The following is a 25,710-nucleotide window of genomic DNA, read 5'->3' on the forward strand; positions in this document are numbered from 1 at the left end:
CGCGGCCTCACACCTCCACGAGGAGCTCCCGCAGCCCCCGGATCACGAAGTTCGGCTTGCGCTCCGGCTCGGCGGCGAGCGTCAGGCCCGGCGCCCTGCGGAGCAACGCGCCGAGCGAGGCGGCCAGTTCGATGCGGGCCAGGGGCGCGCCGATGCAGTAGTGGATGCCCGCGCTGAAGGAGATGTGCGGGTTGTCGGCGCGGGCCAGGTCCAGCTCGGCGGGGGCGGTGAAGACCGCCGGGTCGTGGTTGGCCGAGCCGAAGAGCAGGGCGACCTCGCTGCCGCGCGGGATGACGGTGCCGTCGATCTCGATGTCGTCGAGGACCCACCGCTCGAAGAGCTGGAGCGGGGTGTCGTGGCGCATCAGCTCCTCCACGGCGGTGGGGATCAGCCGCGCGGGGTCCGCGCGCAGGGCGGCCAGCTGCGCGGGGTGGCGGAAGAGCGCGTGCCAGCCGTTGACGGTGGCGTTGACCGTCGCCTCGTGCCCCGCGTTGAGCAGCAGCACGCAGGTGGAGATCATCTCCTGCTCGCTGAGGGACTCCCCGTCCTCGTGGGCGGCGATGAGCCCGGAGATCAGGTCGTCGCCCGGCTTCTCGCGGCGCACGGCGATGAGTTCGCGCAGATACGCCGAGAACGCGAGGGAGGCGTCGACCGCGCGCCGCGCGGTCTCCTCGGAGGGGTTCAGCTCGTACATCCCGCAGATGTCGGCCGACCAGGGCCGCAGCCGGTCCCTGTCGCCCTCCGGGATGCCCAGCATCTGCGCGATCACCGCCACCGGCAGCGGTTCGGCGACGCGGGCGGCGAGGTCACCGCCCCCGTCCGCCACCAGGTCCCGTACGAGCCGGTCGGCGAGGTCCTCGACGTACGGCCGCAGTCCCTCCACCGTGCGCGGCGTGAACGCCTTCGACACCAGGCGCCGGATGCGGGTGTGGGTGGGCGCCTCCAGGTCGAGCATGCCGTGGTCGTTCAGGACGTGGAACGGCTCGTGCTCGGGCGGCGGGGCCTGCCGCCCGAACTCCTCGTGCGTGAAGCGGTGCAGATAGGTCCGCCCGAGCCGCCGGTCCCGCAGCAGCGCGGAGACGTCGGCGTGGTGCGGGACGAGCCACTGGTCGGTGGGTGCGAAGTAGTGGACCCGCCCGGCGGCCCGCAGGCGTGCGTAGGCCGGGTAGGGGTCGGCGACGAACTCCGGGGACCAGGGGGCGAAGGGAGCGTCCATGGAGGGACGGTAGTCGCGGTCAGCCCGGTGTGACCAGACGTGCCTCGTACGCGAAGACGGCCGCCTGCGTGCGGTCGCGCAGGCCCAGTTTCACCAGGATGCGGCTCACGTGGGTCTTGATCGTGGACTCGGCGACCACGAGGCGCGAGGCGATCTCTCCGTTGGACAGGCCCTGGGCGATGAGGACGAGGACCTCCGTCTCGCGCTCGGTCAGCTCGCCGTACTGCTGGGCCTGCACGGTCGCGGAGAGCCGCGGGGTCTCGCCCAGCTTGGAGAACTCCGTGATGAGGCGGCGCGTCACGGAGGGCGCGAGCAGGGCCTCGCCCGCCGCCACCACCCGTACGCCGTCGGCGAGCTGGCGTGCGGAGGCGTCCTTCAGGAGGAAGCCGGAGGCGCCGGCCCGCAGCGCCTGGTAGACGTACTCGTCGAGGTCGAACGTGGTCAGGACGAGGACCTTCGACGTGACGTCCGCCGCGACGATCTCGCGGGTCGCCTCGATGCCGTTCAGCTCGGGCATGCGGATGTCCATCAGGACGACGTCCGGGTTGAGGGCGCGGACGCGGTCGACCGCCTCGCGGCCGTTGACCGCCTCGCCCACGACCTCGAAGTCCGGCATCGCGTTGAGCAGCACCGAGAAGCCCTCGCGGACCATCATCTGATCGTCGGCGATCAGTACGCGGATCGTCATTCCTTGCCTCCGGTGGATTCCGGCAGGGACGCGACCGGCAGGAAGACGGTGACCTCGTAGCCCCCGTCGGCGCTCTCCTCGGTCGTCATCTCGCCGTCCAGCATGGTGACACGCTCCCGCATGCCGGTGAGGCCGTGGCCGGCTCCCGGGGACGGCTTGACCAGGCCGGTGGCCGGGCCGTTGACGACGCGCAGTCCCAGGCCGCCGAGGACGTAGCCGACCTCGACGCGGGCCGTGGCGCCGGGCGCGTGGCGCAGGGTGTTGCTCAGGGCCTCCTGGACGATGCGGTACGCGGAGAGCTCGACGCCCTGCGGCAGCTCGCGGACGGCTCCGGTGACCACCTTCTCGACGTCCAGGCCGGTCTCGCGGACGTTGGCGATGAGCCGGTCCAGGTCGCCGAGCGTGGGCTGCGGGGCGTCCGGCGCCTCGTAGTCCTCCGCGCGTACGACACCGAGGACGCGGCGCAGCTCCGTCAGCGCGGCCACGGCGTTCTCGCGGATCGTGACGAAGGCCTGCTCCAGCTCCGGCGGCGGGTTCTCCACGCGGTAGGGCGCGGCCTCGGCCTGGATGGCGACCACCGACATGTGGTGCGCGACGACGTCGTGCAGCTCGCGGGCGATGGTCGTGCGCTCCTCCAGGAGCGTGCGCCTGCCGCGTTCCATCTCGGTGACCGTGCGCTGGACGCTGACCTCGTGCTGCGCCTCGCGGCGGATGTGCACGAGGGAGGCGGCGAGGAGGGCCAGCGCGGAGAGGAAGAGCATCTCCGGGGTGTTGGAGCCGTACCCGCGGCTGAGGAACACCTCGGCCGCGGTCCCGTACAGCGCCGTGCCGACCCACATCCACGCGGCGGTGCGGGGGCGGGTCCGCAGGGTGACCACCGTCATCACGACGAGGTCCGCGAAGAAGACGCTCACGGGCCACGGGTAGTCGCCCCACGCGCCGCCGAGGACCCCGGCGAAGGGGGTCACCGCCATCAGGACCCACCAGGCGCCGACGGGCCTGAGCAGGGTCATGAGGACGGCGCCCGCCGGGACGAGCCCGGTGACCACGTAGTCGAGGCCCAGGGGTTCGTCCGCGTACCCGAGGAGGACGGTGAAGAAGGCGGCGATCCCGACCGCCGCGTGCGGTGCCCAGCCCGCGTACGGGCGTATGCGGGCGGGGATGCGGCGGGCCAGCGGGCCGTCCGTCCGCCTCGCCCCCAGCGGGCGGTAGGCGAAGGCGTCCCGGAAGAGGTCCTGCCTCAGGCCGGCGAGCGCCCCCATGGCCAGCCGGAACTCCGGGCTGCGGGTTCCGCCGGTATCGGTCTTGGTCGCGTCAGTCACGTTGTCGAAGGTACGGGGCCCCTCGGCCCGGGTCGTCCCGCCAGAGGGGGGTCCCCGCGGCTCCGTCCCAGGTACTACACGGCGACCCGGGGGCGGCGCCGGACGACGCCCCGCGATGCCGGGACGGAGGTGGCCCTCAGCTGATCATGTCCCGGCGGCGCAGACCCGCCAGGCCCGCCGCCACCAGCCCGCACGCGACCCCCAGCAGCGCCGCCACCGGGGCCCACGCCATCTCGGAGCCCGGCAGCTTCGGGAGGTGGCCGAAGGGGGAGAGGTTCATGGCCGTCCGGGGCAGGTCGAGGGCCGGGCCGAGCCAGCCGATCGCCAGGCACACCCCCGCCACCCCCCACGCGGCCACCGCGGCCCGGGGAAAGGCCCCCACCAGGAGCACCGCGAGCCCGCCCAGCGCCCACACCGCCGCCACCTGCACCAGGCACGCCCCCAGGATCGGCCCGAGGTCCTTGCCGTATCCGAGGGTGAGCCCGAGCCCGCCCACCAGCATCAGGAGCACCGCACCGCCGAAGGCGATCACCAGGTGCCCCGCGGCCCACCGCAGCCGCCCCACCGCGTTGGCGAGGACCGGTTCCGCCCGCTGGGAGGTCTCCTCGCCGTTCAGCCGCAGCACGGAGGCGACCGCGTACAGCGAGGCGACCATCCCGAGCATGCCGACCATCGTGGCGAGGAAGGCGTCCGTGAGGCCGGACTGCCCGCCCATCCGCTCGATGATGTCCCGGGTGTTGGCGTTGTCGCCCACGATGTCCGCCGCCCCTTCGGTCATCCCGCCGAAGACGACACCGGAGACGAAGAACCCCAGCGTCCAGCCGAGCACCCCGCCCCGCTGGAGCCGCCACGCCAGCCCGCCCGCCGTGGCGATCCGCCCCTCGGCGGGCCCCGGCCGGGTCGGCAGGAAGCTCATGCCCACGTCGCGCCGCCCCGCCAGGACGTACGCCACCGTGCCCTGCGCCCCGATCGCGGCGGCGGTCAGGAGCAGCACCCACCACCGCTCCCCGGCGAAGGCACGGAGGTTCTCCGTCCAGCCGAGCGGCGAGATCCAGGTCAGGACGGACTCCCCGCGCTCGCTCCCCGCGTCACCGGCGGCCTTGAGCACGTACGCGGCCCCCAGCACCCCGGCCGTGAGCCCCTTGGCGAGCCGCGCGCTCTCCGTGAGCTGGGCGACGATCGCCGCCATGGTGGCGAAGAGCATGCCGATGCCCGCGATGCCGAGCCCGAGGCCGAGCGCCCCGGCCGGGTCCTGTCCGGCGAGGCCGCCCGCGACGATCAGGGCCACGGCCGCGTTCGCCACGAACGCGGCGAGCAGCGCGGCGGTCAGCGGCGCCCGCCGCCCCACCATCGCGGCGGAGAGCATCTCCTGGCGGCCGGTCTCCTCCTCGTCGCGCGTGTGCCGTACGACGACGATCAGGCTCATCACGGCGGCCAGCACCCCGGCGTAGACCCCGATGCGCCAGGCGGAGAGCGCGCCGAGGGAGTCCCCGAACACCGGCGAGTACAGCGCCCGCATCGAGGAGTTGGCGTTCATCGACCGCATGGCGTCGGCCCGCTCGGCGGCCGTGCCGTACGTCTTGCCCAGCGCGCCCGGCATCGAGACGACCATCCCGGCCACGACGACGACCCAGACCGGCATCATCACGCGGTCCCGCCGCAGCGCGAGCCTCAACAGCGTTCCCGTACCGGCGAGTTGGCGGGTCCCCCCGGTGCGCGGGGCGAGGGCCGGGGCTTCGGCGACGGCGGTCACCGCGCGACCGCCTTCTCGCCGGCGGCGCCGGTACCGGCGGCCCGTACGTCCTCCTGGTAGTGCCGCAGGAAGAGCTCCTCCAGCGTCGGCGGCGTGGACAGGAGCGAGCGGACCCCGGTGTCGGTGAGCGAGCGCAGCACGGCGTCCAGCTTGTCGGTGTCGACCTGGAGCTTCACGCGGTGCCCGGACACCTCCACGTCGTGCACGCCCGGCAGCCGCGTGAGCCCGTCGGGCCGCCCCGCGAGCTCGGCGGTGACGCTGGTCCGCGTCAGATGGCGCAGGTCGGCGAGGGATCCGCTCTCGACGGTCCGCCCCTTCCTGATGATGCTGACGCGGTCGCAGAGCGTCTCCACCTCGCTGAGGATGTGCGAGGAGAGCAGGATCGTCCGCCCGCGTCCGCGCTCCTGCTCGACGCAGGCCTGGAAGACCTCCTCCATGAGGGGGTCGAGGCCGGAGGTGGGCTCGTCGAGGATCAGCACGTCGACGTCCGAGGCGAAGGCGGCGACGAGGGCGACCTTCTGCCGGTTGCCCTTGGAGTACGTGCGCCCCTTCTTGGTCGGGTCGAGTTCGTACCGCTCGATCAGGTCGGCCCGCCGGGCGCGGTCGAGGCCGCCGCGCAGCTTCCCGTACAGATCGATGACCTCGCCGCCCGAGAGGTTGCGCCACAGGGTGACGTCGCCCGGCACGTACGCCACGCGCCGGTGCAGTTCCACCGCGTCGTTCCACGGGTCCTTGCCGAGGAGCTGGGCGGCGCCGGAGTCGGCGCGGAGCAGGCCCAGAAGGACCCGGATGGTCGTGGACTTCCCGGCGCCGTTCGGGCCGAGGAAGCCGTGGACCTCGCCGGCCTCGACGTCGAGGTCGAGGCCGTCCAGCGCGTGCGTCCGTCCGAACGACTTGTGCAGTCCGGAGACGGTGATTGCCTTCGTCATGTTTCGGAACGTACGCTGCTTTCACAAATTTGTGAAGTTAAGGAAGCGTATAAACTCGACCGCGAACAGCACGCAGGGGAGATGATCGGCAGATGCCCAAGGGGTCCGAGGGGTCCACGCAGGAGACGCGACGTGACGAGCACGTCGTCTCACGCTTCGTCGAACAGTTCGCCGCGCAGATGGTCGAGGCGGGCATGCCGAGGATGCCCGCGAGGATCTTCGCCGCGCTGCTCGCGTCGGACTCGGGCGCGCTGACGTCGGCGGAGCTGGGCGAGCGGCTCCAGGTGAGCCCCGCGGCGGTCTCGGGCGCGGTCCGCTACCTCACCCAGCAGCACATGGTGACCAGGGAGCGCGAGCCGGGCTCCCGGCGCGACCTCTTCCGGGTCCACGACAACCAGTGGTACGAGACCCTGGCCAACCGCGACGGAATCCTCAGGCGCTGGGAGTCCGCCCTGCGCGAGGGCGTCAGCAGCCTGGGCGCCGACACCCCGGCGGGCCTGCGGATCGCCGAGACGCTGGCCTTCTTCGAGTTCGTCGAGCAGGAGCTCGCGGGCATGCTGGACCGCTGGCGGGTGCACCGGGAAGGCCTCTTCGGCAAGTAGGCGGATGGCCGGCCCGGTGTGCGACCGGCCCCCAGGGAGGGGCCTTCAAGGAGGGACCGTAGGGGAGGGGCCGTCCCCGATCAGCGGGGCAGCATCAGGCCCCAGGCGCCGGCCCGCACCGCCCACGTCCGCGTCCGCACCGGCCCTCCGACCACCGCGTCCGCCCGGTAGTGGAAATCCGCCCCGGACACCGTGATCGTCCGCGCCCGCACCCGCAGGGCCTGCGCCGCCGCGCCCACCGAGGACGGCCGCACCTCCACCTCCGCGAGACCGTCGGCCCCCGGACGCAGCCAGACCCCCTCCACCGGCTGGTCCAGGTCGACCACCAGCTCCCCGTCCGCCTCCACCCGCAGCCGCGCGGGCCCCGGCCCGGGCGCGGAGGCCACGCGCGAGGAGGGCCGCGCCAGCGTGCGGACGAAGGACTGGCAGGTGCGCAGCCAGGGGTGGCCGTCCATCGCCGTGCTCCCGGCGGCCGCGACGACGGGCGGGATCCGCAGCGTCCCGAGGACCACTCCGTCGCTGTCGTCGACGAGCAGATCCAGCCGCCGCTCGGCCCCTTCGAGCACCGCACGGGCCGCCGCGACGGCTCCCGGCGGCACTCCGAGAGATCGGGAAAGCCCGTGCGCGGCGCCCACCGGAACGACCGAGACCGCGCAGGAACCGAGCTCGCGCTCGCGGTGCAGGGCCCCCACCGCGCGCAGCAGCGCCCGGTCGTCGCCGATCACCACGGGGCGGCGCGCACCCCTCCTGGCCAGGGCTTTCGCGTAATCCTCCGGTCCTTCGGGGAGGCAGACCCGGATGGCGGCGCCCGCGCCGAGCACATCCTTCGCGATCCGTACCGACTCACCGTCCGTGCGCCGGGCGACCGGGTCGATGACGACTAGCAGCTGGTCGCGAGCCGACAACGTGCGCCCCTTTTCAGAGTCCTCGGGTAGCATCTTTGTGCAAGAGCCCCTTGCGCTATTGCGCCAGGGGCTTCGTCTATTCCGGGGCAGCATCCAAGGCACACCCATATGGCGGCTACGGCCCCTGACCTTGGACATGCCCCGCCCGGAAGGGGTGTACGCCTGTGCCCGCACTTGTGCTGCTCGGTGCTCAGTGGGGTGACGAAGGCAAGGGAAAGGCCACCGACCTGCTCGGTGGCTCCGTGGACTATGTGGTGCGATACCAGGGCGGCAACAACGCCGGTCACACGGTCGTCGTAGGCGACCAGAAGTACGCGCTGCATCTCCTCCCTTCCGGGATTCTCTCCCCGGACTGCGTGCCCGTCATCGGCAACGGAGTCGTCGTCGACCCGTCGGTCCTGCTCTCCGAGCTGAGCGGTCTGAACGAGCGCGGCGTCGACACGTCGAAGCTGCTGATCAGCGGTAACGCGCACATCATCACGCCGTACAACGTGACCGTCGACAAGGTGACGGAACGCTTCCTCGGCAAGCGCAAGATCGGCACGACCGGCCGCGGCATCGGCCCGACGTACGCCGACAAGATCAACCGCACCGGCATCCGCGTCCAGGACCTCTACGACCAGTCGATCCTGGAGCAGAAGGTCGAGGCGGCTCTCGAGGTCAAGAACCAGCTCCTCACCAAGCTCTACAACCGCCGCGCCATCGAGGTCGGCCAGATCGTCGAGCAGCTCCTGGAGCACGGCGAGAACATCAAGCAGTACGTCGCCGACACGACGCTGATCCTCAACGACGCGCTCGACGAGGACAAGGTCGTCCTCTTCGAGGGCGGCCAGGGCACGCTCCTGGACGTGGACCACGGCACGTACCCCTTCGTCACCTCCTCGAACCCGACCGCGGGCGGCGCCTGCACGGGTACGGGCGTCGGCCCGACGAAGATCAGCCGCGTCATCGGCATCCTGAAGGCCTACACCACGCGTGTCGGCGCGGGCCCCTTCCCCACGGAGCTCTTCGACCAGGACGGCGAGGACCTGCGCCGCATCGGCGGCGAGCGCGGTGTCACCACCGGCCGTGACCGCCGCTGCGGCTGGTTCGACGCGCCGATCGCGCGCTACGCGACCCGTGTGAACGGCCTGACGGACTTCTTCCTCACGAAGCTGGACGTCCTGACGGGCTGGGAGCAGATCCCGGTCTGCGTCGCGTACGAGATCGACGGCAAGCGCGTCGAGGAGCTCCCGTACAACCAGACGGACTTCCACCACGCGAAGCCCGTCTACGAGTACTTCCCCGGCTGGTCCGAGGACATCACCAAGGCCCAGACCTTCTCCGACCTGCCGAAGAACGCGCAGGGTTACGTGAAGGCCCTGGAGGAGATGTCCGGCGCGCCGATCTCGGCGATCGGCGTGGGCCCGGGCCGCACGGAGACGATCGAGATCAACTCCTTCGTCTAGCGAGCGGTCCGGTCCTCCCCGCACATCCGCAGTCCCACGGGCGTCTGGCACGGCAGGTGCCCGTGGGTGCGGACGACGTCCTGCCCGCTCCCGCGGATCGCGTACGCGAGGAAGCTCGACGCCAGCGAGTCGGCGGGCGGGCTGCCGTAGGTGTACGCGTACTCGATCTCGCGGTACGGATAGCCGCTCGACTGGATGTGGTCGACGGACGGGGTGTGGCCGTCGAGGTTCAGTCGGTGCACGCCCTTGAGGGTGGCCGCGTGGCGCAGCTCGCTGTAGCCGACCGCGCCCGGCGTCGCGGCGACCGTGTCCAGGACCTGTTCCGTGGAGTCGAGTTCGCAGCGGACCACCGGCGCCCGGGGGCCGATGTCCTTCGTCAGGCAGTCGCTGGAGGACTCCTGGACCTCCGGGGCGCCCTTGAGGACCCGCTGCTGGAGCGTGACCCGGGTGCCGGAGCTCGACCCCCGGCTGACCAGGACCACCGGCAGGTCGGGGCCGCCCCGCAGCTCCTTCCAGTTGCGGATCTCGCCGGTGAAGAGCCGGCGCACGTCCTGCGTGGAGAGGTTCTTGACCGGCACCCGGTCGTTCAGGACGAGGGCGAAGAGCGAGACCGCCACCCGCGTCTCGCTCAGCTGCGTGTAGCTGCCGGGGCGCGGCCCGTCGGAGAAGGCGATCACCGCCGGTGAGCCCTCGCCGGGCCCGGCGTCCGCGGCGGCCAACTCCCGGACGCCGCCCCGGCTTCCGTGCGCGCTCACCTTGATGTCCGAGCCCCCGCAGTCCTTCATGTACTTGTCCGCGAGCTCGGTGGCCACCGGCTCGAACGCCGTCGACCCGGTCAGGGTGAGGCTGCCCGTCTCGCAGTACGAGGGCGGCGGCCGGCTGTCGGGGCGCAGGATGAGGCCCGCGAGGCCGAGGATCACCAGGCTCAGCGCGATGGCCACCCGCTGCGAGAGGCGGCTGAACACCGGCGGCTTCTCGTCGGGCGCCGCGCTGTGGTTCTCGTGGGTCTCGCCGCCCTGGATACCGCCGACGACGGTGTAGCCGCTGTCCACGGGGCCGCCGGTCAGCAGGACCAGGAGCTTGTAGTACTCGCCCCGGTTGAGCGGCACGCGCGGGATGTGCAGCCTGCCGGACTCGTAGCCCAGGCCCGTGCCGGGCGCGAAGTGCTCCATCAGGTGGTCGGCCTCGGGCGGCAGCGTCACCGCCACCGCGCGGATGGTGCGGTGCTCGAAGACCACCGTCAGACCGTGCGGCGAGCGGCCGGTGTAGTCGGCCACGTCGATCGGCAGCGATCCGTCGTTCTCGACGCGCAGCAGCACCAGCGTGGCGTCCGACATCTCCGGGGCCTCGTCGAACAGGCCCAGGCGCGCGTTCGCGTCGCCCGTACGGACGTTGTCGCCTATCGCCGTGTCCAGCTGCTTGCGGTAGCCGATGCGCTTGCGGCGCGGCACGCGGCGTTCGAGCAGCACCGGGACGAACGCACCGGCGATGCCGACCAGGATGGCGAGCACGGCGATGACGTTTTCGGTGCTCAACCAGTTCATGGGCGGCACCGTAAGCGGCGGGTCGACCCACCGGGCGGTGCTTGTCCGTCCGGACGGGAGTTGTTCGCCCGGGGTTCAACTACCGCCGTGCACGGGCTCGTCCACCGTCGTGCACGGGCTCGTGCGGCGGTTGCTCAGCCCTCCTTGTCGTACGTCAGGCCCTTGTCCGTGCCGGTGTTCTCGCGGTGCAGCCTGCCGTTCGACAGGAGGGTCACCGTGCTCGGCTGGCCCGGCTTGCAGGAGCTCGCGGGCTCCCCGACGATCACGTCCGTCGGTCCGATGCGCAGGGTGTTGCCGCTCGCGGACTCCAGCTTGCCCTGGAACACGCAGTGGTACGTGCCGCCCGTGTCGGTCGGGCCGTCCGCCGTGATCGAGACGACGGTGTCGCCGACCTCGCCCTGCTGGAGCACCAGACGCCGGGAGTTGCTGCCCAGGTCGTTCTGGATGGAGCCGTTCCACGTGCCGAGGAACTTCTCCGGGATCGTGCCCTCCTCGTCCTCCTCCTTGGAGGCGGGGGAGGTGGGCGGGGACCCGGGGTCCGTCGAGCCGTCGTCGGAGGGGGTGCCCGGCGTCGTGGGCGCGCTGTTCGACGGCGAGTCGGAGTTCGTGCCGCCCGCCTTCGTGGTGCCGTCGCCCTTCATCACCGCGTACACCGTGCCGCCCGCTCCTATGGCCACTATGACGGCCACCGCGATGAGCGCGGCGGTGGACCGCCCGCTGCGGCGCGGGGGCTCGCCCTGGGGGTGCACGAGCGGGCCGTACGGAGGTGTCGGGCCGTACGGAGGCGTGGGCCCGTACGGACCCTGCTGCGGATAGCCGTACCCCGGCGGCGGCTGCTGCTGGGGCTGGCGGTGCTGCTGGGGATAGCCGTACGCCGCCTGGCCCGGCGGGGGAGTGGGCGGCGGTGCCTGGCCCGTGATCATCGTGGGGAGGTGGTTCAGGGCCGCCGCGTCGCCGGGTCTGCCGGGCGGCGGCGGGGTGTCGCCGTCGGCGGGGCCCGGCCTGGAGCCGTTCCCGTCGGGGGACACGGCTGCGGCGGCCGCCCCGGCCGCGGCGGCGGCACCGGCGGCGTCGACCGCCCGGGAGCCCGCTTCGGCGGACTTGGCGGCGTCCGCGCCGTTCCCCCCGGCCAGCTCCTTCGGCGGCGCGAGCGAGACCGGCGGGACGGGGCCGTTCGGGCCGGGCGCGGGCGAGGCCTGCGCACCGCCCTCGTCCGGGTCCTCCGTGTCCAGCAACTGCACGGCGTGCCGGCCCAGCTGGGCCACGAGCGCGCCCGGCAGCCAGGGATCGCGCGTGCGGCCGCCGTCGCCGAGGGTGTCCTCCGCGCCCGTACGCTCCAGGACCTGCTCCAGCGTCGGCCGGTCCGCGGGATTCTTCCGCAGGCAGTCGGCGACCAGCTCCGACAGCTCCTCCGGCAGCCCCTCCAGGTCCGGCTCCTCCTGCGCGATGCGGAACATCATCGCGTGCACACCGCTGTTGGCCGTGCCGAAGGGCAGTGCGCCCGACGCCGCGTACGCCAGGACCGAACCCAGGCAGAACACGTCGCAGGCCGGGGTGATCCGGTCGCCCCGCACCTGCTCGGGCGCCATGAAGCCGGGCGAGCCGACGAGGGCGCCGGTGCGGGTCAGGCCGCCGTCGGTGACCGTTTCGAGCGCGCGGGCGATGCCGAAGTCGATGACGCGCGGGCCGTCGATCGTGACGAGCACGTTCGACGGCTTGAGGTCGCGGTGGATGAGGTTCGCCGCGTGGATGTCCTTGAGGGCGTGGGCGAGACCGGCCGCCAGGATCTTCACCGACCGCTCGGGCAGCGGCCCGTGGTCGTGCGAGATGACGCTCTGGAGCGAGGGGCCGGCGACATATCCCGTGGCCAGCCAGGGGATCGCCGCCTCGGTGTCCGCGTCGAGCACCGGGGCCGTCCACGCCCCGCCCACCCGCCGCGCCGCCTTCACTTCCTGGCGGAAGCGGTTCCTGAACTCCTCCTGCTCGGCGAGCTCTTCCCGCACCAGCTTCACCGCGACCGTGCGCCCACGGTCGGACCGTGCGAGATAGACGTGCCCCATGCCGCCCGCGCCGAGTCGCGCGAGCAGCCGATAGGCGCCTATTCGCTGTGGATCCCCGGGTCCCAGTTTCTCCATCGCCGCGCCGACCTCCCCCGTTGGTGTGCAACAGACCGAGGATAGTGGGGCGGTAGGACATCGGGGCACGGACTGCCTGCTACGGCTCCGTAACGGGTTGTTCCGAATCCGTGGCCGAATTCCCCGTGATAACCGGATTCCCGGCCATATGGGGAAGGACCGCCTCACCCAGAACCCCGGAAAGCCGCTCCAACACCCGTACGGTCTCGGCGAATTCGGCTTCTCCGAGCGCGTCGGCGAGCCGGGCGGCCACCTCCGCGTGACCGGGGCCGATCCTCCGCACGGCGGCCAGGCCCTCGTCCGTGGGGCGCAGCAGCTTGGCGCGGCGGTGGGCCGGGTTCGGCACGTACTCGGCGAGGCCGCGCCGCACGAGGAGATCGGCGATGCGCTGCACGCTCTGCCGGGTGATGCCCATCGCGCGGGCGATCCCGGCGACCGGCAGGGGCTCGCGCAGGACGGCGCCGAGCACCTGCCACCAGGCGGCGGTGAGGCCGCCCGGCCTGGCCAACTCGTCGGCCACGGTGAGGAACTGGCCGTTGAGCCGGAAGACGCCGAGGGCCGTGCGGGAGAGCAGCTCCTGCTGCCGCTCCCGCACCGCGCGGTCCGTGTCATCGCCGGGCCCGCTCACGATTCGAGCACCTCGTAGGCGGAGGCGTCCGAGTCGTGGAACAGGCGGTACCAGGCGTCGAGCTTCGCGCCCTCGAAGGCGCCGAGCCGCCCGAGGATCTCGCGGGCGAAGGCCACGGGCTCGGTCGGACCCGCCGTGGTCAGGCCGCCGTCGGTGACGGCGTCCGCGTCGACGTACCGCTCACCTCCCTTGTATCCGGTGGCCGCGAGGTAGAACGACACCGCGCTGGTGTGCGTGCGGTCGTCGAGCAGTCCCTCCTTGGCGAGCCCCGCGGTGGCCCCGCAGATCGCGGCGACCGGCACGTCCGCGTCGAGGAAGGCGCGGGCCGCGCGGCCGAAGGGGGCGAGGTCGTCACCGGTGTCCCACAGGTCGGCGCCCGGCAGTATCAGCAGCGCGCTGTCCTCGGGCCGCAGGTCGGCGAGGGCCAGGTCGGGCTGGACGCGCAGGCCGCCGGTGGTGGTGACGGGGTCGAGGGTCGCGGCGACGGTCCGGATCTCGTACCCGGCGCGGGCGAGGTACGCGGTGGCGTATCCGGGCTCCCAGTCGGCGAGCGTGTCGTAAACGGCGAGGTGCACGGGCTTGCGGGTCATGACTGCCTCCACTGGTCCTGGTCCACGGGGTGGGGTGCCGCTGAGTGCTGTGCGCTGTACGTGCTTCGCTGTGCTTGTGTAAGCATGCTGTCAAATAGACAGCATGCTGTCAAGAGGCTCCGGGAAGCACTCCCCGCCCGCGTTAACTCCCGCCGGGGGCGGCCTTAACCCGCCGGTCCCTAGCGTCCCGGTCATGGACAGCGCAGAGAACCTCGGACAGATGGCCGCCCACCTCGGGCTCGACCTGGTCGCCGTGACCCTCCTGACCTTCGGGGTCTTCTATCCACGGCACCGCAGAAGGGAGTTGGTCCCCGCCTACCTCGCCCTGAACGTGGCGCTCTTCGCGGTCGTCTCCGCCCTCGCGAGCGCCGGCGGCAACGGCGGCCTCGCGCTCGGCTTCGGGCTCTTCGGGGTGCTGTCCATCGTGCGGCTGCGCTCGGACGCGCTCCAGCACCAGGAAGTGGCGTACTACTTCATCACCCTCGTCCTGGGCCTGCTGTGCGGGCTTCCGGGGCTCGGCCTGCCGGTCGCCGCCGGACTCGCGGCCGTGCTGCTCCTGGTGATGTACGCCGCCGACCACCCCCGCCTCTTCTCCGGCGACCGGCGCGCGGTCATCACCCTGGACGCCGTGTACCGCGAGGAGGACGCACTCCGTGCCGAACTCGCTCGGCGCCTGGGGGAGCCGCTCGGCTGGACCGTCCGGGAGGTCGACTACGTCCGCGACCTCATGGTTCTGGAAGTCCGTTTCCGTCAGCCGGAACCTTCCGCGCTGTCCGGGGAGTTCGTCCCTACAGCACCACGACGCCGCACGACCCGGTCCCGCACGCCTGCCGTCCCCCACCAGAAGGAGACCGTGTGAACCCCGCCGTACGCGCCATCGGCCGAGCCGCGCTCGCCGCGCACCCCATCGCGCTCGACGAGCTCAACGCACGCGCCGAACTGCTCGCCCGCTTCGACAACAGCTATCTCGTGCCGGTGGAGATCTTCGACGACCTGGCCGCGCTGCTCACGGACCCCCGCCGCCCCTCGGGCCCCTTCCGGGCGCTGAGCATCGGCGGAAAGCGCTGGTTCTCGTACCACTCGACGTACTACGACACCCCCGAGCTGCTCACCTACCACCACCACCGGCAGGGCAGACGGCTGCGCTACCGCATCCGGGAGCGGGTCTACCGGGACAGCGGCGAGCGGCAGTTCGAGATCAAGCTGAAGAGCGGCCGCGGCGAGACGGTCAAGCACCGCCGGCGCCTGGAGGGCGACGACCGCGTGCTCGATCCCGAGCGCCAGGGGTTCCTCGCCGGGGTGCTGAGCGGGTCGTACGGCATCGAGGCGCCGGCCGGGCTGACGACGGCGCTGGTCACCGAGTACCGGCGGGCGACCTTCGTGGCCGACGGCCAGCGGATCACGTGCGACGCGGGCCTGGTCGTGCGGGACGTGGCCACGGGCCGCTCGGTGGCGGCCGACCCCGGGCTCGTCCTGGTGGAGACCAAGACGCAGGGGCATCTGACGGAGGCGGACCGCGTCCTCCACCGGTACGGGGTGCGGGCCGCGGAGTTCACGAAGTACTGCGGCGGATTCGCCGCCCTGCGGCCCGAACTGGGCGTCAACCGGTGGGCCCGGGCCGTCCGGGTCGCGTTTCCGCGGGCCGCGCAGGCGCCGGCGGGAACGTGAGGGTCACCCGGGTGCCGCGGGTCGCGTCCGAGGCGATGTCGAAGGTGCCGCCCGCGTCCTGTGCCGTCCGCCGGGCGATGTCCAGGCCGAGGCCGGTGGAGCCGCCGCCGCTGGTGCCGCGCTGTGCCGCGTAGGTGGGCGGCAGGCCGGGTCCCTCGTCGGCGACGGTGAGTTCGGCCTCGCCCGCCGGAGTGGTGCGCACGGTGATCCGCAGCGGCGTGCCCTGGGGCGTGTGGTCGAGGACGTTGCCGATGAGGGCGTCGACGGCGGCGGTCAGATCGTCCTCGGGGACGGGCACGGGGTGCGTGCCGCCGAGCGCCGAGAGCTCCGTCGTTCGGCCCTGGTCCTCGGCCAACGGCAGCCAGAACGCGACGCGTTCGCGCGTCACGGCGGCCAGATCCGCGTACGGCGCGTCCCGCAGGGGACGCCGGGCCTTGCGGATCACGTCGTCGACGCTGCGTTCCAGGGCGGCGACGTCCGCGGCGATGCGGTGCGCCTCCTCCGCGTCGCGCAGGGTCTCGGCGTCCAGGCGCAGGGCGGCGACGGGGGTGCGCAGGCGGTGCGCGAGGTCGGCGGCGTTCTCGCGCTCGGCGGTGAGCAGCTCGCCGATGCGGGTGGCCAGGTGGTTCAGCTCGCCCGCGACCAGGCGGAGTTCGGGCGGCCCCTCGGGGGTGGCGCGCGCGGTGAGGTCGCCCGCAGCGAGCCGGTCCGCGGTCCCGGCGAGGCGGCGGGTCGCGCCCACCAGCCGGGCGCCGAGGCGGTCGGCGAGCAGCAGCCCGACGAGGACGAGGCCCACCCCGATCCCGGCGAGGACGAGCCAGGACGTCATGGTGCCCGCGTACAGCTGCCGCTCGGTGAGCGTGACCCGCACGACGGCGGTGCCGCCGGCCGCGCCCTGCACGGGGACGAGGACCTCGCGGCCGCCGGTGGAGGGCTCGTAGGTGAAGGCGCGTCCGGTGCGGGCCAGCCGGATGGCGTCCGTGACCCGGCCGCGGCCGCGCTGCCCGGGGTCGGGCCCGATGACGGTGCCGTCCCCGAGCACGAGCGAAGTGACCGGCAGGTCCTGGGTGTTGACGCTCTCCACGGTCTGCTCGGCGGTCTCGCGCTCGTCCGGGGTGGCCAGCGCGGGCCCGAGGGCGTGCGCCACCCACTGGGCCCGGGCGGTGGCTTCGGCGGTGGTGCGGTCGGCGGCGTGGGTGCGGGTGAGGAGGGTGAGGGGGACGAGGAGCGCGGTCAGGACGAGGGCGGTGGTGGCGGCGGTGAGAAGGAGAAGGCTGCGGCGCATCAGAGGGCCCTGGGACCGGGGGTCGGGGCGGGACCGGAAGCCGCGGGACCGGAAGCGGGCGTCGGGCCGGGACGGGCTTCCGGTGGTCCGTCGGGAGGCCCGTCAGGAGGCCCGTCGGGGGGATCGGCGGGGCATGCTCCGGGCGGCGTGAGCTTGACGCCCACCGTGCGGACGGTGTGGAGGTAGCGGGGGGCCTGGGCCGTCTCGCCGAGTTTCCTGCGGAGCCAGGAGAGATGGACGTCGACGGTCTTGTCGGCACCCCCGAGGGGCTGCTGCCACACCTCGGCGAGGAGTTCACGGCGGGAGACGACCTGGCCGGCCCGGTGGGCGAGGTAGGCGAGGAGGTCGAACTCGCGCGGGGTGAGGTCCAGCGGCCGGTCGTCCAGGGTGACTTCGCGGGAAGCGGGGTCGATGGCGAGGCCGCCGACGCGCAGGGGCTCCTCGGCCGCCTCGGTCGCGCCGAGCCTGCGCAGGACGGCCTTGATGCGGGCGTCGAGCTGGGCGGCGCCGAACGGCTTGACGATGTAGTCGTCGGCCCCGTCCTCCAGGACCGCCACCATCTCCGGCTCGTCGTCGCGCGCGGTCGCCACGATGACGGGCACGTCGCTGACGGCGCGGAGCATCCGCAGGACCTGGGCGCCGTCCACGTCCGGGAGCCCCAGGTCGAGCACGACGAGGTCGGGGCGGTGGGTGACCGCGGTGTCCAGGCCCGCCATGCCGCTGGGCGCGGTGGCGACGGCGTGCCCTCTGTCGCGCAGGGCCCGCACCAGGGCGCCGCGCAACTGGGGATCGTCCTCCACGACAAGAAGATGGGCCATACATCCACCGTAGTCAGCTGCTTTGGGCAGCCCTTAACCGGGCGTTAGGAAACTGTGCGGCACAGTGGCCGGATGAGGAAGTGGCGGAGCGCGGTGGTGACCGCGGCATGGGTGGGAGTGGGCACGGCCGCGGGGGCCCTGGGCGCCTGGCAGTTGGCCACGGCGGACAGCGGAGTGGCGGCGCACAGTCGTCCGCTGGACGAGGAGGCGGTGGAGAGGGCGCTGGCGGCGACATCGGCGACACCGTCCCCTCCGGCGCCCACGCCGTCGGGGTCGCGGACGCACTCCCCGAAGCCCGCCGAGAGATCGACGCTGCGGTTCACGGGCGGGACGGCGACGGTGGAGTGCAGGGGCGACGGGACGGTGTACCTGGTCTCCTGGAGCCCGGCGGACGGCTTCCACATCGACGACGACGTGGAACGGGGCCCGGCGGCGACGGCCCGTCTGGAGGCAGAACCGAGCGACGACGACGAACGCGAGGACCTCCCGTACGAGATCGACTGCGGGAAGCAGGGCCGCCCGGTGGCGCGGGTGGTGGCGGACACGGACGACTGAGGGGGCGGGGTCGGGGCGGGTTGTTTTTTCAGCCGGTCCGGCGTTTGGGGACGAGCTGAGGGCAGTCGGTGGTGCGGGTGTGCGGTTACAGCCGGTCCGGCGTTTGAGGACGAGCTCGGCGCAGCCGGCGATGACGGTGACCAAGGCCCCCGCGCCGGAGCGGGTTTTCGGGAAGGGGCGGGGTCGGGGAAAAATAAGGCGCCGCCCGCAGCCGGGGGCGAATCCACGGAGGCCCCACCCCCCCCGGGGGGCCCAAGCCCCGACACACTGTCCAGTACCCCCCACCCCCGCAAAACAGACCGCCCATGTCGTGTCCACACCGTGGACATTTACCCTCGCCCACATGACCCCTCAGCCGAACCCCCAGGTCGGCGCCGCCGTCAAGGCGACGGACCGCGCGCACGTGTTCCACTCCTGGTCCGCCCAGGAACTGATCGACCCCCTCGCCGTAGCCGGCGCCGAGGGCTCGTACTTCTGGGACTACGACGGCAACCGCTACCTCGACTTCACCAGCGGCCTCGTCTTCACGAACATCGGATACCAGCACCCCAAGGTCGTCGCCGCGATCCAGGAGCAGGCGGCGACGATGACGACCTTCGCCCCCGCCTTCGCCGTGGAAGCCCGCTCCGAGGCCGCACGCCTCATCGCCGAGCGGACCCCCGGCGACCTCGACAAGATCTTCTTCACCAACGGCGGCGCGGAGGCCGTGGAGAACGCGACCCGCATGGCGCGCCTCCACACCGGCCGCCCCAAGGTCCTCTCCGCCTACCGCTCGTACCACGGCGCCACCTCCGCCGCGATCAACCTCACCGGCGACCCCCGGCGCTGGCCCTCCGACAACGGCACGGCGGGCGTCGTCCACTTCTGGGCGCCGTTCCTGTACCGCAGCCCCTTCTACGCCGAGAACGAGCGGCAGGAGTGCGAGCGCGCCCTCCAGCACCTCGAGGACACCATCGCCTTCGAGGGCCCGCAGACGATCGCGGCGATCATCCTGGAGACCGTCCCGGGCACGGCGGGCATCATGATCCCGCCGCCGGGCTACCTCAAGGGCGTACGCGAGATCTGCGACCGGCACGGCATCGTCTTCGTCCTGGACGAGGTCATGGCGGGCTTCGGCCGCACCGGCAAGTGGTTCGCGGCCGACCACTTCGACGGCGGCATCGTGCCCGACCTCCTCACCTTCGCGAAGGGCGTGAACTCGGGTTACGTCCCGCTGGGCGGCGTGGCGATCTCCTCCGCCATCGCCGAGACCTTCGCCCGCAGGCCCTACCCGGGCGGTCTCACGTACTCCGGCCACCCGCTGGCCTGCGCGGCGGCCGTGGCGACGATCAACGTCATGGAGGACGAGGGCGTCGTCGAGAACGCGGCCCGCGTCGGCACGGAGATCATCGCCCCGGCCCTCGCGGAGCTGGCCGAGCGGCACCCGAGCGTCGGGGAGGTCCGCGGTCTGGGCATGTTCTGGGCCCTGGAGCTGGTCAAGGACAAGGAGACCCGCGAGCCGCTGGTCCCGTACAACGCCACGGGTGAGGCGAACGCCCCGATGACCGCGTTCGGCGCCGCCGCGAAGAAGCAGGGCCTGTGGCCCTTCATCAACATGAACCGTACGCACGTGGTGCCCCCGTGCAACATCACGGAGACGGAGGCGAAGGAGGGCCTGGCGGCCCTGGACACCGCGCTCACCGCGGCGGACGCCCACACGTCCTGACCCCTGGGGCCCCCAACCGCCCGGCCGGACCGCCTCCCACCCCCGGCCGGGCGGTACGGGGCCCACCGGCGCCGCCCGCAGCAGGGCGGCGGCGCCCCTCGGAGAAACACCCCCGCCCCCGGGAACCCCGACCGCGTAGTCTGACGTGCTCGTAAGCAGGAACAAGGCCAAGACTTCCGAGGGAATCCAGATGCCCGGCACCGACGGCTCCGCCGTCATCCGCAGCACTCTGCGCCAGCAGATCGCCGACGCGCTGCGCGACGAGATCCTCGGCGGCCGACTGGAGCCGGGCCAGGAATTCACGGTCAAGGAGATCGCCGAGCAGTACGGCGTCTCCGCGACCCCGGTCCGCGAGGCCCTGGTGAACCTCGCCGCGCAAGGCCTCCTCGACGCCGACCAGCACCGCGGCTACCGCGTCCACGAGCACTCCCTCGCCGACTACCGGGGCATGCTGGAGGCCCGCGGCCTCGTCGCGGACGGGATCTTCCGCGATCTGGTGAAGAAGGGCACCCCCCTCGGGCCCAAGGGCCCGAAGGAAGCCACCGCCGCCCTCATCTCCGTACGCCGCCGGGGCGAGGAAGCCGCACGCGCCGCCTGCGCGGGCGACCTGAACGTCCTCATCGGCTACGACCTCCGCTTCTGGCGCGAGCTCAGCGCCCTCTTCGGCAACCCCTACCTCTCGGACTTCCTGCACCGCATCCGCGTCCAGTCCTGGGTCTGCGCCGTCACCTACCTCCGCCGCGCCGTCGAACGCGGCGACGGCGATCTGCGCGGCACCCTCTGGGCCCGGCACACCGAGCTCGTCGACGCCCTCGCGCACCGCGACCCGAAGGCCGCGCACGCGATCGTCGACGAGTACAACGCGCACTCCCTCGCCCTCATCGAGCGGCTGGCCGCTGCATGAGCGTGGATCTGACCGTCGTCGTCCCCGCCTACAACGAGGAGCGGCGCCTGGCCCCGACCCTCGCCGCGATCCGGGCCTACCTGGACGACGGAAACGAGCAGGGAACCGCCTCCGGAACCGGAGGCGGCGGCAAGGCCGAGAGCGGCCACCGCCCCAGCTGGGAGCTCATCGTCGTGGACGACGGCTCCACCGACGGCACCCTCGACGTCGCGGCCGACGCCGAGGCCGCCGACTCCCGCGTCCGCCTCGTCCACTCCCCCCGCAACCGCGGCAAGGGCCACGCCCTGCGCCTGGGCGTCCTCGCCTCCCGCGGCGACCGCGTCCTGATCACCGACGCCGACCTGGCGACCCCGATCGAGGAGCTGGAGTGCCTGGACAAGGCGCTCGCCGAGGGCCACGCGGCAGCGATAGGCTCCCGCGCCCGCCCCGGCGCGACGATCGCGAGGCACCAGCACCGCCTGCGCGAGCTCCTCGGCCGTACCGGCAATTTCCTGATACGTACGGTCGCCGTCCCCGGAGTCCGCGACACCCAGTGCGGCTTCAAGCTCTTCGACGGCGACCGTGCCCGTGAAGCCTTCGCCGCCTCGCGCCTGCGCGGCTGGGGCATAGACGTCGAGATACTCCAGTACTTCCGCCGCTCCGGCTGGCCGGTCGCCGAGGTGCCGGTGCGCTGGGCGCACCAAGAGGGCTCGAAGGTCCGCCCGTTCGACTACGCGAAGGTCCTCGCCGAACTGACCTCGCTCAAGGCCCGCGCCATCCGCCCCAAGGACCTCCTGGTCGCCGCGTTCTTCCTGGCCATGGCCATCACCCTCTACTCGGGCCGCTGGGTGGCACCGGGCGGGCGCTATCTCCCCGACTCCCTCCAGGACCAGAATCAGTGGGAGTGGTTCTTCGCGGTGACGGCGGACAACGTCCGCCACCTCCAGAACCCCCTCTTCACGACCCTCCAGAACGCCCCCGACGGCGTGAACCTCATGGCCAACACGGTCATGCTCGGCCTCTCCGTCCCCTTCGCCCCCGTGACCTGGCTCCTCGGCCCCGCGGTCGCCCTCAACGCGGCGATGACGCTGGGCCTGGCCGCGACCGCCGTCGCCTGGTACTGGCTGCTCCGCAAGCGTCTCGTACGGCACCGGGGCGCGGCAGCGGTCGGCGCGGCACTGGCGGCCTTCGCGCCACCGATGGTCAGCCATGCCCACGCGCACCCGAACTTCATGGTCCTGTTCATGATCCCGCTGATCATCGACAGGGCCCTGCGGCTCTGCGAGGCCGGGGACGCTCGGGGCATCAGAGACCCCCAGGGCATCAGAGACACTGGGGACATCCGTGCCACCCGGGACATCCAGGCCACCCGGGTCGTCCGCGACGGAGTCGTCCTCGGGCTCTTCACGACGTACCAGATCTTCCTCGGCGAGGAGCCCCTCCTGCTCGCGGCGGTGGGCATGCTGCTGTTCGCGGCGGCCTACGGCGCGGCGCGCCCGGACGTGGCCCGGCGCGCGTTCCGGCCCCTGGCGCGCGGCCTCGGGATCGCCGTGGCGGTGACCGTGCCGCTGGTCGCCTTCCCGCTCTACTGGCAGTTCTTCGGCCCGCAGAGCTACACGAACGTGCTGCACGGCGACAACGCGGGCAACAGTCCGCTCGCGCTCCTCTCCTTCGCGGAACGCTCGCTCGCGGGCAACGTGGAGACGGCGTCCGCCCTCGCCCAGAACCCCACCGAGCAGAACGCGTTCTACGGCTGGCCCCTGGTCGCCCTCTCCTTCGCGATCGTCGTACGGCTGTGGGAGCGGGCGGTGGTGAAGGCGCTGGCCTTCACGGTCCTCGCGGCGGCCGTCCTCTCCCTGGGCCCGAAGTTCCGCGTTCCGCTGACGGACATCGTGCTCCCCGGCCCCTGGGCGGCGCTGGCCAAGCTCCCGCTGTTCGAGTCGGTCATCGAGTCGCGGGTGGCGATGGTGTGCGCCCCGGCGCTCGGCATGCTGGTGGCCCTCGCGCTGGCTCCCCTGCTCGCTACCCCGCGCCGTTCGCCGAGCCATGCGCCGGACCATGCGCCGGACCGAGCGCCGAGCAGTGCGCCGGACCATGCGCCGGGCCGTGCTCCCCGGGGGGCGACGGCCGCGCGGTACGCGGGTGTGGCCGCGGTGGCCCTCGCGCTGCTGCCGATCGTGCCGGCGCCGCTGCGGGCCGTGGAGCGGGCGCAGCCTCCCGCGTTCATCGCCGAAGGGACCTGGAAGAAGTACGTGGGGGAGGGCGAGTCCCTCGTGCCGGTGCCGCTCCCGGACCCGGCGGGCGCGGAGGCACTGCACTGGCAGACCACCGCCGGCCTGGGCTTCCGCCTCCCCGGCGGCTACTTCAACGGGCCCTGGGGCCCGGACCGCGTGGGCATCTACGGCGCCTCGCCCCGCAACACCTCCAACCTCCTGCGGGACGTCCGCGCCTCGGGTCGGGCCCCGCAGATCACGGACGCGTGGCGCAGGGTCGCGCGCGAGGACCTGGCGTACTGGAACGCGGGCGTCGTGGTCCTCGCGCCGCAGGAGCACGACGACGCGCTGCGGACGACGGTGGAGGAACTCCTTGACCGGCCCGCAAAGTGGGTAGACGGGGTGTGGATCTGGGATCTGCACAAGGGGAGCTAGGGGGCGCCCGCCCGGACTACGCTGCCTGCACGCGAGGAACGTCCGACGTCCGATATGCCGTCCGCGTATGACCCTGACCTGAGGAGCACCCTTGGCCTGTGACCTGTGGCTGGTCCCGCTCGTCGACGTGCTGTGCCACAGCCCCGACAACCCCTTCGCGGAGGAGATCGCGGCGTACGACAAGGCGCTGCACGAGGCCGGCCTCCCCCCTGTCCCCGTCTTCGCCTACATGCCGGGCCTCTCCGGGGACGTGGCCCCGGTCGCTGGATTCGACTACGACGCGCTGCACTTCCTGCGCCGGGCGTATCTCCTCCAGGTCTGTGGCCTGGAGGTCACACCGGTGGACGAACTGGGCGGGGACTACGAGCAGTTGCTGGAGATGTTCGACACCACGGCCCAGCAGTCGCATCTGGTGTGGCACTACGACCACGCGGGGGCGTACGTCCCCGTCGACTTCCCCGCGCCTCTCTCGAACGACGAACTCCTCTCCGGCGGAGGGCCGTTGGGCTCGGCCCAGGCGCTGCTGAGGGAACTGGAGTTCGTGGCCCCCTCCATCGGCATCGACGCGTCCAACCCTCCGCGCCCACCGACCCCGCCCGAGGCCCCCACCTCCCTGGAGGAACCCGCGGCCCCGGCCCCACCGGACGACAGCCCCTTCGCGAGGGAACGCCACGTCTGGCTGGGCCTGCACGCGGCAACAACCCGAAGCCTGGCCCAGGGCTCAATGATCATCTACAGCTGACCCCGGCACACAGGCTGCTTTCCGGCCCCTCCGGCGCTCGGGGAGCGGGGTCTGGGGCGGAGCCCCGGTTTCGGTAAGGGGCGGGATGGGGGAAAGCCCCGCAGGGCCCCCACCCGCCCCAAGGCCCCGCCCCCAAGGCTCCGCCCCGAGGCCCTGCCCCGGGCCCCCTCAGCGAGGCTCCGGCGGCCGCTGCCGGGGCATGTTGGGTCGAGCCCCGGGCGGCAAGGCGGCCCGTACAGGAGGAACCCCCGCCTCCCCCCGGGAGGAGGGCACCACGGCCTGCATGGCCAAGGGCGCGGGCCCGGACCGAAACTCCACCATCCAGTCCGCGGTCTCGGACCGCACCAGCTCCGTCACGTCCTCCGAGAACCGTCGCAGCACCCCGAGACACCGCTCGGCGGCCTCACTTGCCGTCCCCTCGGTGGGCCCGAGCACCTCCCGCACGTTCTCCGACGCCCAGTCGAACTGAAGCACCTGAAGCCGCCGCTGCACGGCCTGCGCGGTGGCCACGTCCCGCATCCACCCGGACGTGAGCCCGAAGAACCGGTCGCACGCCACGCACGCCGCGCCCGCGAGCAGCGAGACGAACCCCCAGGTGGCCACGTTCCCCACCGCCCCCGCCAGATCGAGCAGCGGAAACACCCCCGCGCCGACCGCCCCCACCGCCGCCCCGACGCGCGCGAGCCGCGCCCCGCGCCGCTTCCACGCGCGGTCGGACAAGTACCACTCGGCGGTGTTGAGCGCGCCCCGCTCCACCCACCGGTACAACTCGTCGAGCCGCGACGCCGGCTCTCCCCAGTCGCCGAGGGGAAAGACCCGCCCCGTCAGATCACCGAGCCGAGAGCCGTCCCCGCCACCGGTCCCGCCACCAGGAACGCCCCCCTGCGCACCCGCCCCGCCACCCTGCCCCTCATGGGGCACCCCCTCGGGCTGCATCTCCGGCTGGCTCACCCGGCACTCCTACCTCTACGAGATCCCTGACTGTTCCCTGCGGCGGTTCCGTACGGTGCGCGCGCTGTGACAGTAGGTACTGACTGGTGCTGATGCGACAGATGTCGTCTGCTCATGCGCAGCCCCAGTCCTACCGCCCAATGGGTGGCCATGAGCCCTTTTTCGCGGTATTTCCGCCCGGAAGAGGTGCTTGATCAGGTATAGGAGGACGGCCGATCTCACTCGAAAGAGTGCTGGGGCGAGGGCACCCACGACCACGTAGGCTCGTTCCAGGTGGAAAATCCGCCGTAAATACCTCCACAGACCGTTCCGAACCAACCCGGACCAACCGAGACAGGAGCTGATCGTGATCCCCGGTGGTGGCCAGCCCAACATGCAGCAGCTGCTCCAGCAGGCCCAGAAGATGCAGCAGGACCTCGCGGCGGCGCAGGAGGAACTCGCGCGCACCGAGGTCGAAGGCCAGGCTGGCGGCGGCCTCGTCAAGGCGACGGTCAACGGCTCCGGCGAACTGCGCGGCCTGGTGATCGACCCCAAGGCGGTCGACCCCGAGGACACCGAGACGCTCGCGGACCTGGTGGTCGCCGCGGTCCAGGCGGCGAACGACAACGCGCAGGCGCTCCAGCAGGAGAAGCTGGGCCCGCTCGCGCAGGGCCTGGGCGGCGGAGGCATCCCGGGCCTTCCCTTCTAAGAGGGCC

At 72.6% G+C, this 25,710-nt stretch carries 23 protein-coding genes; 10 read left to right on the forward strand and 13 right to left on the reverse strand.

Annotated elements, in window-relative coordinates; translation table 11 throughout:
* Nucleotides 1–7: 7 nt before the first annotated feature.
* From QBL25_RS22435 to QBL25_RS22455, 5 genes are all read right to left on the reverse strand, one after another.
* Nucleotides 8–1,216, reverse strand: a complete 1,209-nt coding sequence (locus tag QBL25_RS22435; protein ID WP_409058807.1) for a cytochrome P450 — start codon at nt 1,214–1,216, stop codon at nt 8–10.
* A gap of 19 nt (nt 1,217–1,235) precedes the next feature.
* On the reverse strand, nt 1,236–1,904 hold the full coding sequence (locus QBL25_RS22440) for a response regulator (protein ID WP_409058808.1): 669 nt from the start codon (nt 1,902–1,904) through the stop codon (nt 1,236–1,238).
* Nucleotides 1,901–3,226, reverse strand: a complete 1,326-nt coding sequence (locus QBL25_RS22445) for a sensor histidine kinase (RefSeq protein WP_409058809.1) — start codon at nt 3,224–3,226, stop codon at nt 1,901–1,903. The genes QBL25_RS22440 and QBL25_RS22445 overlap by 4 nt, the downstream gene beginning before the upstream one ends.
* 136 nt (nt 3,227–3,362) lie before the next feature.
* The gene (locus tag QBL25_RS22450) at nt 3,363–4,979 is read right to left on the reverse strand and encodes an ABC transporter permease (RefSeq protein ID WP_409058810.1); all 1,617 of its coding nucleotides are present in this window, start codon (nt 4,977–4,979) and stop codon (nt 3,363–3,365) included.
* Nucleotides 4,976–5,908, reverse strand: coding sequence for an ATP-binding cassette domain-containing protein (locus QBL25_RS22455; protein ID WP_409058811.1), 933 nt, complete (start codon nt 5,906–5,908; stop codon nt 4,976–4,978). Before QBL25_RS22455 ends, QBL25_RS22450 begins: the two co-directional genes overlap by 4 nt.
* A gap of 92 nt (nt 5,909–6,000) precedes the next feature.
* Here QBL25_RS22455 and QBL25_RS22460 point away from each other — a divergent pair, with 92 nt between their 5' ends.
* Complete coding sequence (locus QBL25_RS22460; RefSeq protein ID WP_409058812.1) at nt 6,001–6,510, forward strand: GbsR/MarR family transcriptional regulator; 510 nt, start codon at nt 6,001–6,003, stop codon at nt 6,508–6,510.
* 80 nt (nt 6,511–6,590) lie between these two features.
* On the opposite strand, the gene QBL25_RS22465 is transcribed toward QBL25_RS22460, so the two are convergent.
* Complete coding sequence (locus QBL25_RS22465) at nt 6,591–7,448, reverse strand: diacylglycerol kinase family protein (RefSeq protein WP_409058813.1); 858 nt, start codon at nt 7,446–7,448, stop codon at nt 6,591–6,593.
* 131 nt (nt 7,449–7,579) lie between these two features.
* Between QBL25_RS22465 and QBL25_RS22470 the strand changes: the two genes are divergently transcribed.
* A complete protein-coding gene (locus QBL25_RS22470) occupies nt 7,580–8,863 on the forward strand; it encodes an adenylosuccinate synthase (protein WP_409058814.1) in 1,284 nt (427 codons plus the stop codon).
* Here QBL25_RS22470 and QBL25_RS22475 read toward each other — a convergent pair.
* From QBL25_RS22475 to QBL25_RS22490, 4 genes are all read right to left on the reverse strand, one after another.
* Entirely contained in the window at nt 8,860–10,407 is a 1,548-nt protein-coding gene (locus tag QBL25_RS22475) for a substrate-binding domain-containing protein (protein ID WP_409058815.1), read from the reverse strand. The genes QBL25_RS22470 and QBL25_RS22475 overlap by 4 nt on opposite strands.
* 134 nt (nt 10,408–10,541) lie before the next feature.
* A complete protein-coding gene (locus QBL25_RS22480; protein ID WP_409058816.1) occupies nt 10,542–12,542 on the reverse strand; it encodes a serine/threonine-protein kinase in 2,001 nt (666 codons plus the stop codon).
* 79 nt (nt 12,543–12,621) lie between these two features.
* On the reverse strand, nt 12,622–13,137 hold the full coding sequence (locus QBL25_RS22485) for a MarR family winged helix-turn-helix transcriptional regulator (protein WP_409062738.1): 516 nt from the start codon (nt 13,135–13,137) through the stop codon (nt 12,622–12,624).
* Between the two features lie 29 nt (nt 13,138–13,166).
* Complete coding sequence (locus QBL25_RS22490; RefSeq protein ID WP_409058817.1) at nt 13,167–13,760, reverse strand: DJ-1/PfpI family protein; 594 nt, start codon at nt 13,758–13,760, stop codon at nt 13,167–13,169.
* A 193-nt stretch (nt 13,761–13,953) separates the two neighbouring features.
* Between QBL25_RS22490 and QBL25_RS22495 the strand changes: the two genes are divergently transcribed.
* Together QBL25_RS22495 and QBL25_RS22500 are read left to right on the forward strand one after the other, a co-directional pair.
* Nucleotides 13,954–14,619 carry a DUF4956 domain-containing protein gene (locus tag QBL25_RS22495; RefSeq protein ID WP_409058818.1) on the forward strand — a complete coding sequence of 222 codons (666 nt, stop codon included), beginning with the start codon at nt 13,954–13,956 and terminating at the stop codon, nt 14,617–14,619.
* Complete coding sequence (locus tag QBL25_RS22500; RefSeq protein ID WP_409058819.1) at nt 14,616–15,428, forward strand: VTC domain-containing protein; 813 nt, start codon at nt 14,616–14,618, stop codon at nt 15,426–15,428. Before QBL25_RS22495 ends, QBL25_RS22500 begins: the two co-directional genes overlap by 4 nt.
* Here the strand turns inward: QBL25_RS22500 and QBL25_RS22505 are convergent.
* Nucleotides 15,361–16,713 (reverse strand): sensor histidine kinase, encoded by a 1,353-nt coding sequence (locus QBL25_RS22505; RefSeq protein WP_409058820.1) that lies wholly within the window; start codon nt 16,711–16,713, stop codon nt 15,361–15,363. The genes QBL25_RS22500 and QBL25_RS22505 overlap by 68 nt on opposite strands.
* Complete coding sequence (locus tag QBL25_RS22510; RefSeq protein ID WP_409058821.1) at nt 16,713–17,531, reverse strand: response regulator transcription factor; 819 nt, start codon at nt 17,529–17,531, stop codon at nt 16,713–16,715. The genes QBL25_RS22505 and QBL25_RS22510 overlap by 1 nt, the downstream gene beginning before the upstream one ends.
* A gap of 72 nt (nt 17,532–17,603) precedes the next feature.
* Here QBL25_RS22510 and QBL25_RS22515 point away from each other — a divergent pair, with 72 nt between their 5' ends.
* The 5 genes from QBL25_RS22515 to QBL25_RS22535 all read left to right on the forward strand — a co-directional run bounded on the left by QBL25_RS22515 (nt 17,604) and on the right by QBL25_RS22535 (nt 24,064).
* Nucleotides 17,604–18,086 (forward strand): hypothetical protein, encoded by a 483-nt coding sequence (locus tag QBL25_RS22515; RefSeq protein WP_409058822.1) that lies wholly within the window; start codon nt 17,604–17,606, stop codon nt 18,084–18,086.
* 343 nt (nt 18,087–18,429) lie between these two features.
* Complete coding sequence (locus QBL25_RS22520) at nt 18,430–19,791, forward strand: aspartate aminotransferase family protein (protein ID WP_409058823.1); 1,362 nt, start codon at nt 18,430–18,432, stop codon at nt 19,789–19,791.
* Between the two features lie 190 nt (nt 19,792–19,981).
* On the forward strand, nt 19,982–20,695 hold the full coding sequence (locus QBL25_RS22525) for a GntR family transcriptional regulator (RefSeq protein ID WP_409058824.1): 714 nt from the start codon (nt 19,982–19,984) through the stop codon (nt 20,693–20,695).
* Entirely contained in the window at nt 20,692–23,322 is a 2,631-nt protein-coding gene (locus tag QBL25_RS22530; RefSeq protein ID WP_409058825.1) for a glycosyltransferase, read from the forward strand. Before QBL25_RS22525 ends, QBL25_RS22530 begins: the two co-directional genes overlap by 4 nt.
* Nucleotides 23,323–23,413: 91 nt before the next feature.
* Nucleotides 23,414–24,064 carry a hypothetical protein gene (locus QBL25_RS22535; RefSeq protein ID WP_409058826.1) on the forward strand — a complete coding sequence of 217 codons (651 nt, stop codon included), beginning with the start codon at nt 23,414–23,416 and terminating at the stop codon, nt 24,062–24,064.
* A 168-nt stretch (nt 24,065–24,232) separates the two neighbouring features.
* Here the strand turns inward: QBL25_RS22535 and QBL25_RS22540 are convergent, their stop codons facing one another.
* Complete coding sequence (locus QBL25_RS22540; protein WP_409058827.1) at nt 24,233–25,015, reverse strand: SLATT domain-containing protein; 783 nt, start codon at nt 25,013–25,015, stop codon at nt 24,233–24,235.
* Between the two features lie 346 nt (nt 25,016–25,361).
* Between QBL25_RS22540 and QBL25_RS22545 the strand changes: the two genes are divergently transcribed.
* Nucleotides 25,362–25,703 carry a YbaB/EbfC family nucleoid-associated protein gene (locus QBL25_RS22545; RefSeq protein ID WP_409058828.1) on the forward strand — a complete coding sequence of 114 codons (342 nt, stop codon included), beginning with the start codon at nt 25,362–25,364 and terminating at the stop codon, nt 25,701–25,703.
* Nucleotides 25,704–25,710: the final 7 nt, after the last annotated feature.

The organism is Streptomyces sp. SYP-A7185 (assembly GCF_046103685.1).
GTDB lineage: Bacteria > Actinomycetota > Actinomycetes > Streptomycetales > Streptomycetaceae > Streptomyces.

Bases quoted from the DNA above. Each gene is read 5' to 3' on its own strand.
- QBL25_RS22435 (WP_409058807.1), bottom strand. From the start codon at position 1,216: ATGGACGCTCCCTTCGCCCCCTGGTCCCCGGAGTTCGTCGCCGACCCC.
- QBL25_RS22440 (WP_409058808.1), bottom strand. From the start codon at position 1,904: ATGACGATCCGCGTACTGATCGCCGACGATCAGATGATGGTCCGCGAG.
- QBL25_RS22455 (WP_409058811.1), bottom strand. From the start codon at position 5,908: ATGACGAAGGCAATCACCGTCTCCGGACTGCACAAGTCGTTCGGACGG.
- QBL25_RS22460 (WP_409058812.1), top strand. From the start codon at position 6,001: ATGCCCAAGGGGTCCGAGGGGTCCACGCAGGAGACGCGACGTGACGAG.
- QBL25_RS22465 (WP_409058813.1), bottom strand. From the start codon at position 7,448: ATGCTACCCGAGGACTCTGAAAAGGGGCGCACGTTGTCGGCTCGCGAC.
- QBL25_RS22475 (WP_409058815.1), bottom strand. From the start codon at position 10,407: ATGAACTGGTTGAGCACCGAAAACGTCATCGCCGTGCTCGCCATCCTG.
- QBL25_RS22480 (WP_409058816.1), bottom strand. From the start codon at position 12,542: ATGGAGAAACTGGGACCCGGGGATCCACAGCGAATAGGCGCCTATCGG.
- QBL25_RS22490 (WP_409058817.1), bottom strand. From the start codon at position 13,760: ATGACCCGCAAGCCCGTGCACCTCGCCGTTTACGACACGCTCGCCGAC.
- QBL25_RS22495 (WP_409058818.1), top strand. From the start codon at position 13,954: ATGGACAGCGCAGAGAACCTCGGACAGATGGCCGCCCACCTCGGGCTC.
- QBL25_RS22505 (WP_409058820.1), bottom strand. From the start codon at position 16,713: ATGCGCCGCAGCCTTCTCCTTCTCACCGCCGCCACCACCGCCCTCGTC.
- QBL25_RS22510 (WP_409058821.1), bottom strand. From the start codon at position 17,531: ATGGCCCATCTTCTTGTCGTGGAGGACGATCCCCAGTTGCGCGGCGCC.
- QBL25_RS22515 (WP_409058822.1), top strand. From the start codon at position 17,604: ATGAGGAAGTGGCGGAGCGCGGTGGTGACCGCGGCATGGGTGGGAGTG.
- QBL25_RS22520 (WP_409058823.1), top strand. From the start codon at position 18,430: ATGACCCCTCAGCCGAACCCCCAGGTCGGCGCCGCCGTCAAGGCGACG.
- QBL25_RS22525 (WP_409058824.1), top strand. From the start codon at position 19,982: ATGCCCGGCACCGACGGCTCCGCCGTCATCCGCAGCACTCTGCGCCAG.
- QBL25_RS22530 (WP_409058825.1), top strand. From the start codon at position 20,692: ATGAGCGTGGATCTGACCGTCGTCGTCCCCGCCTACAACGAGGAGCGG.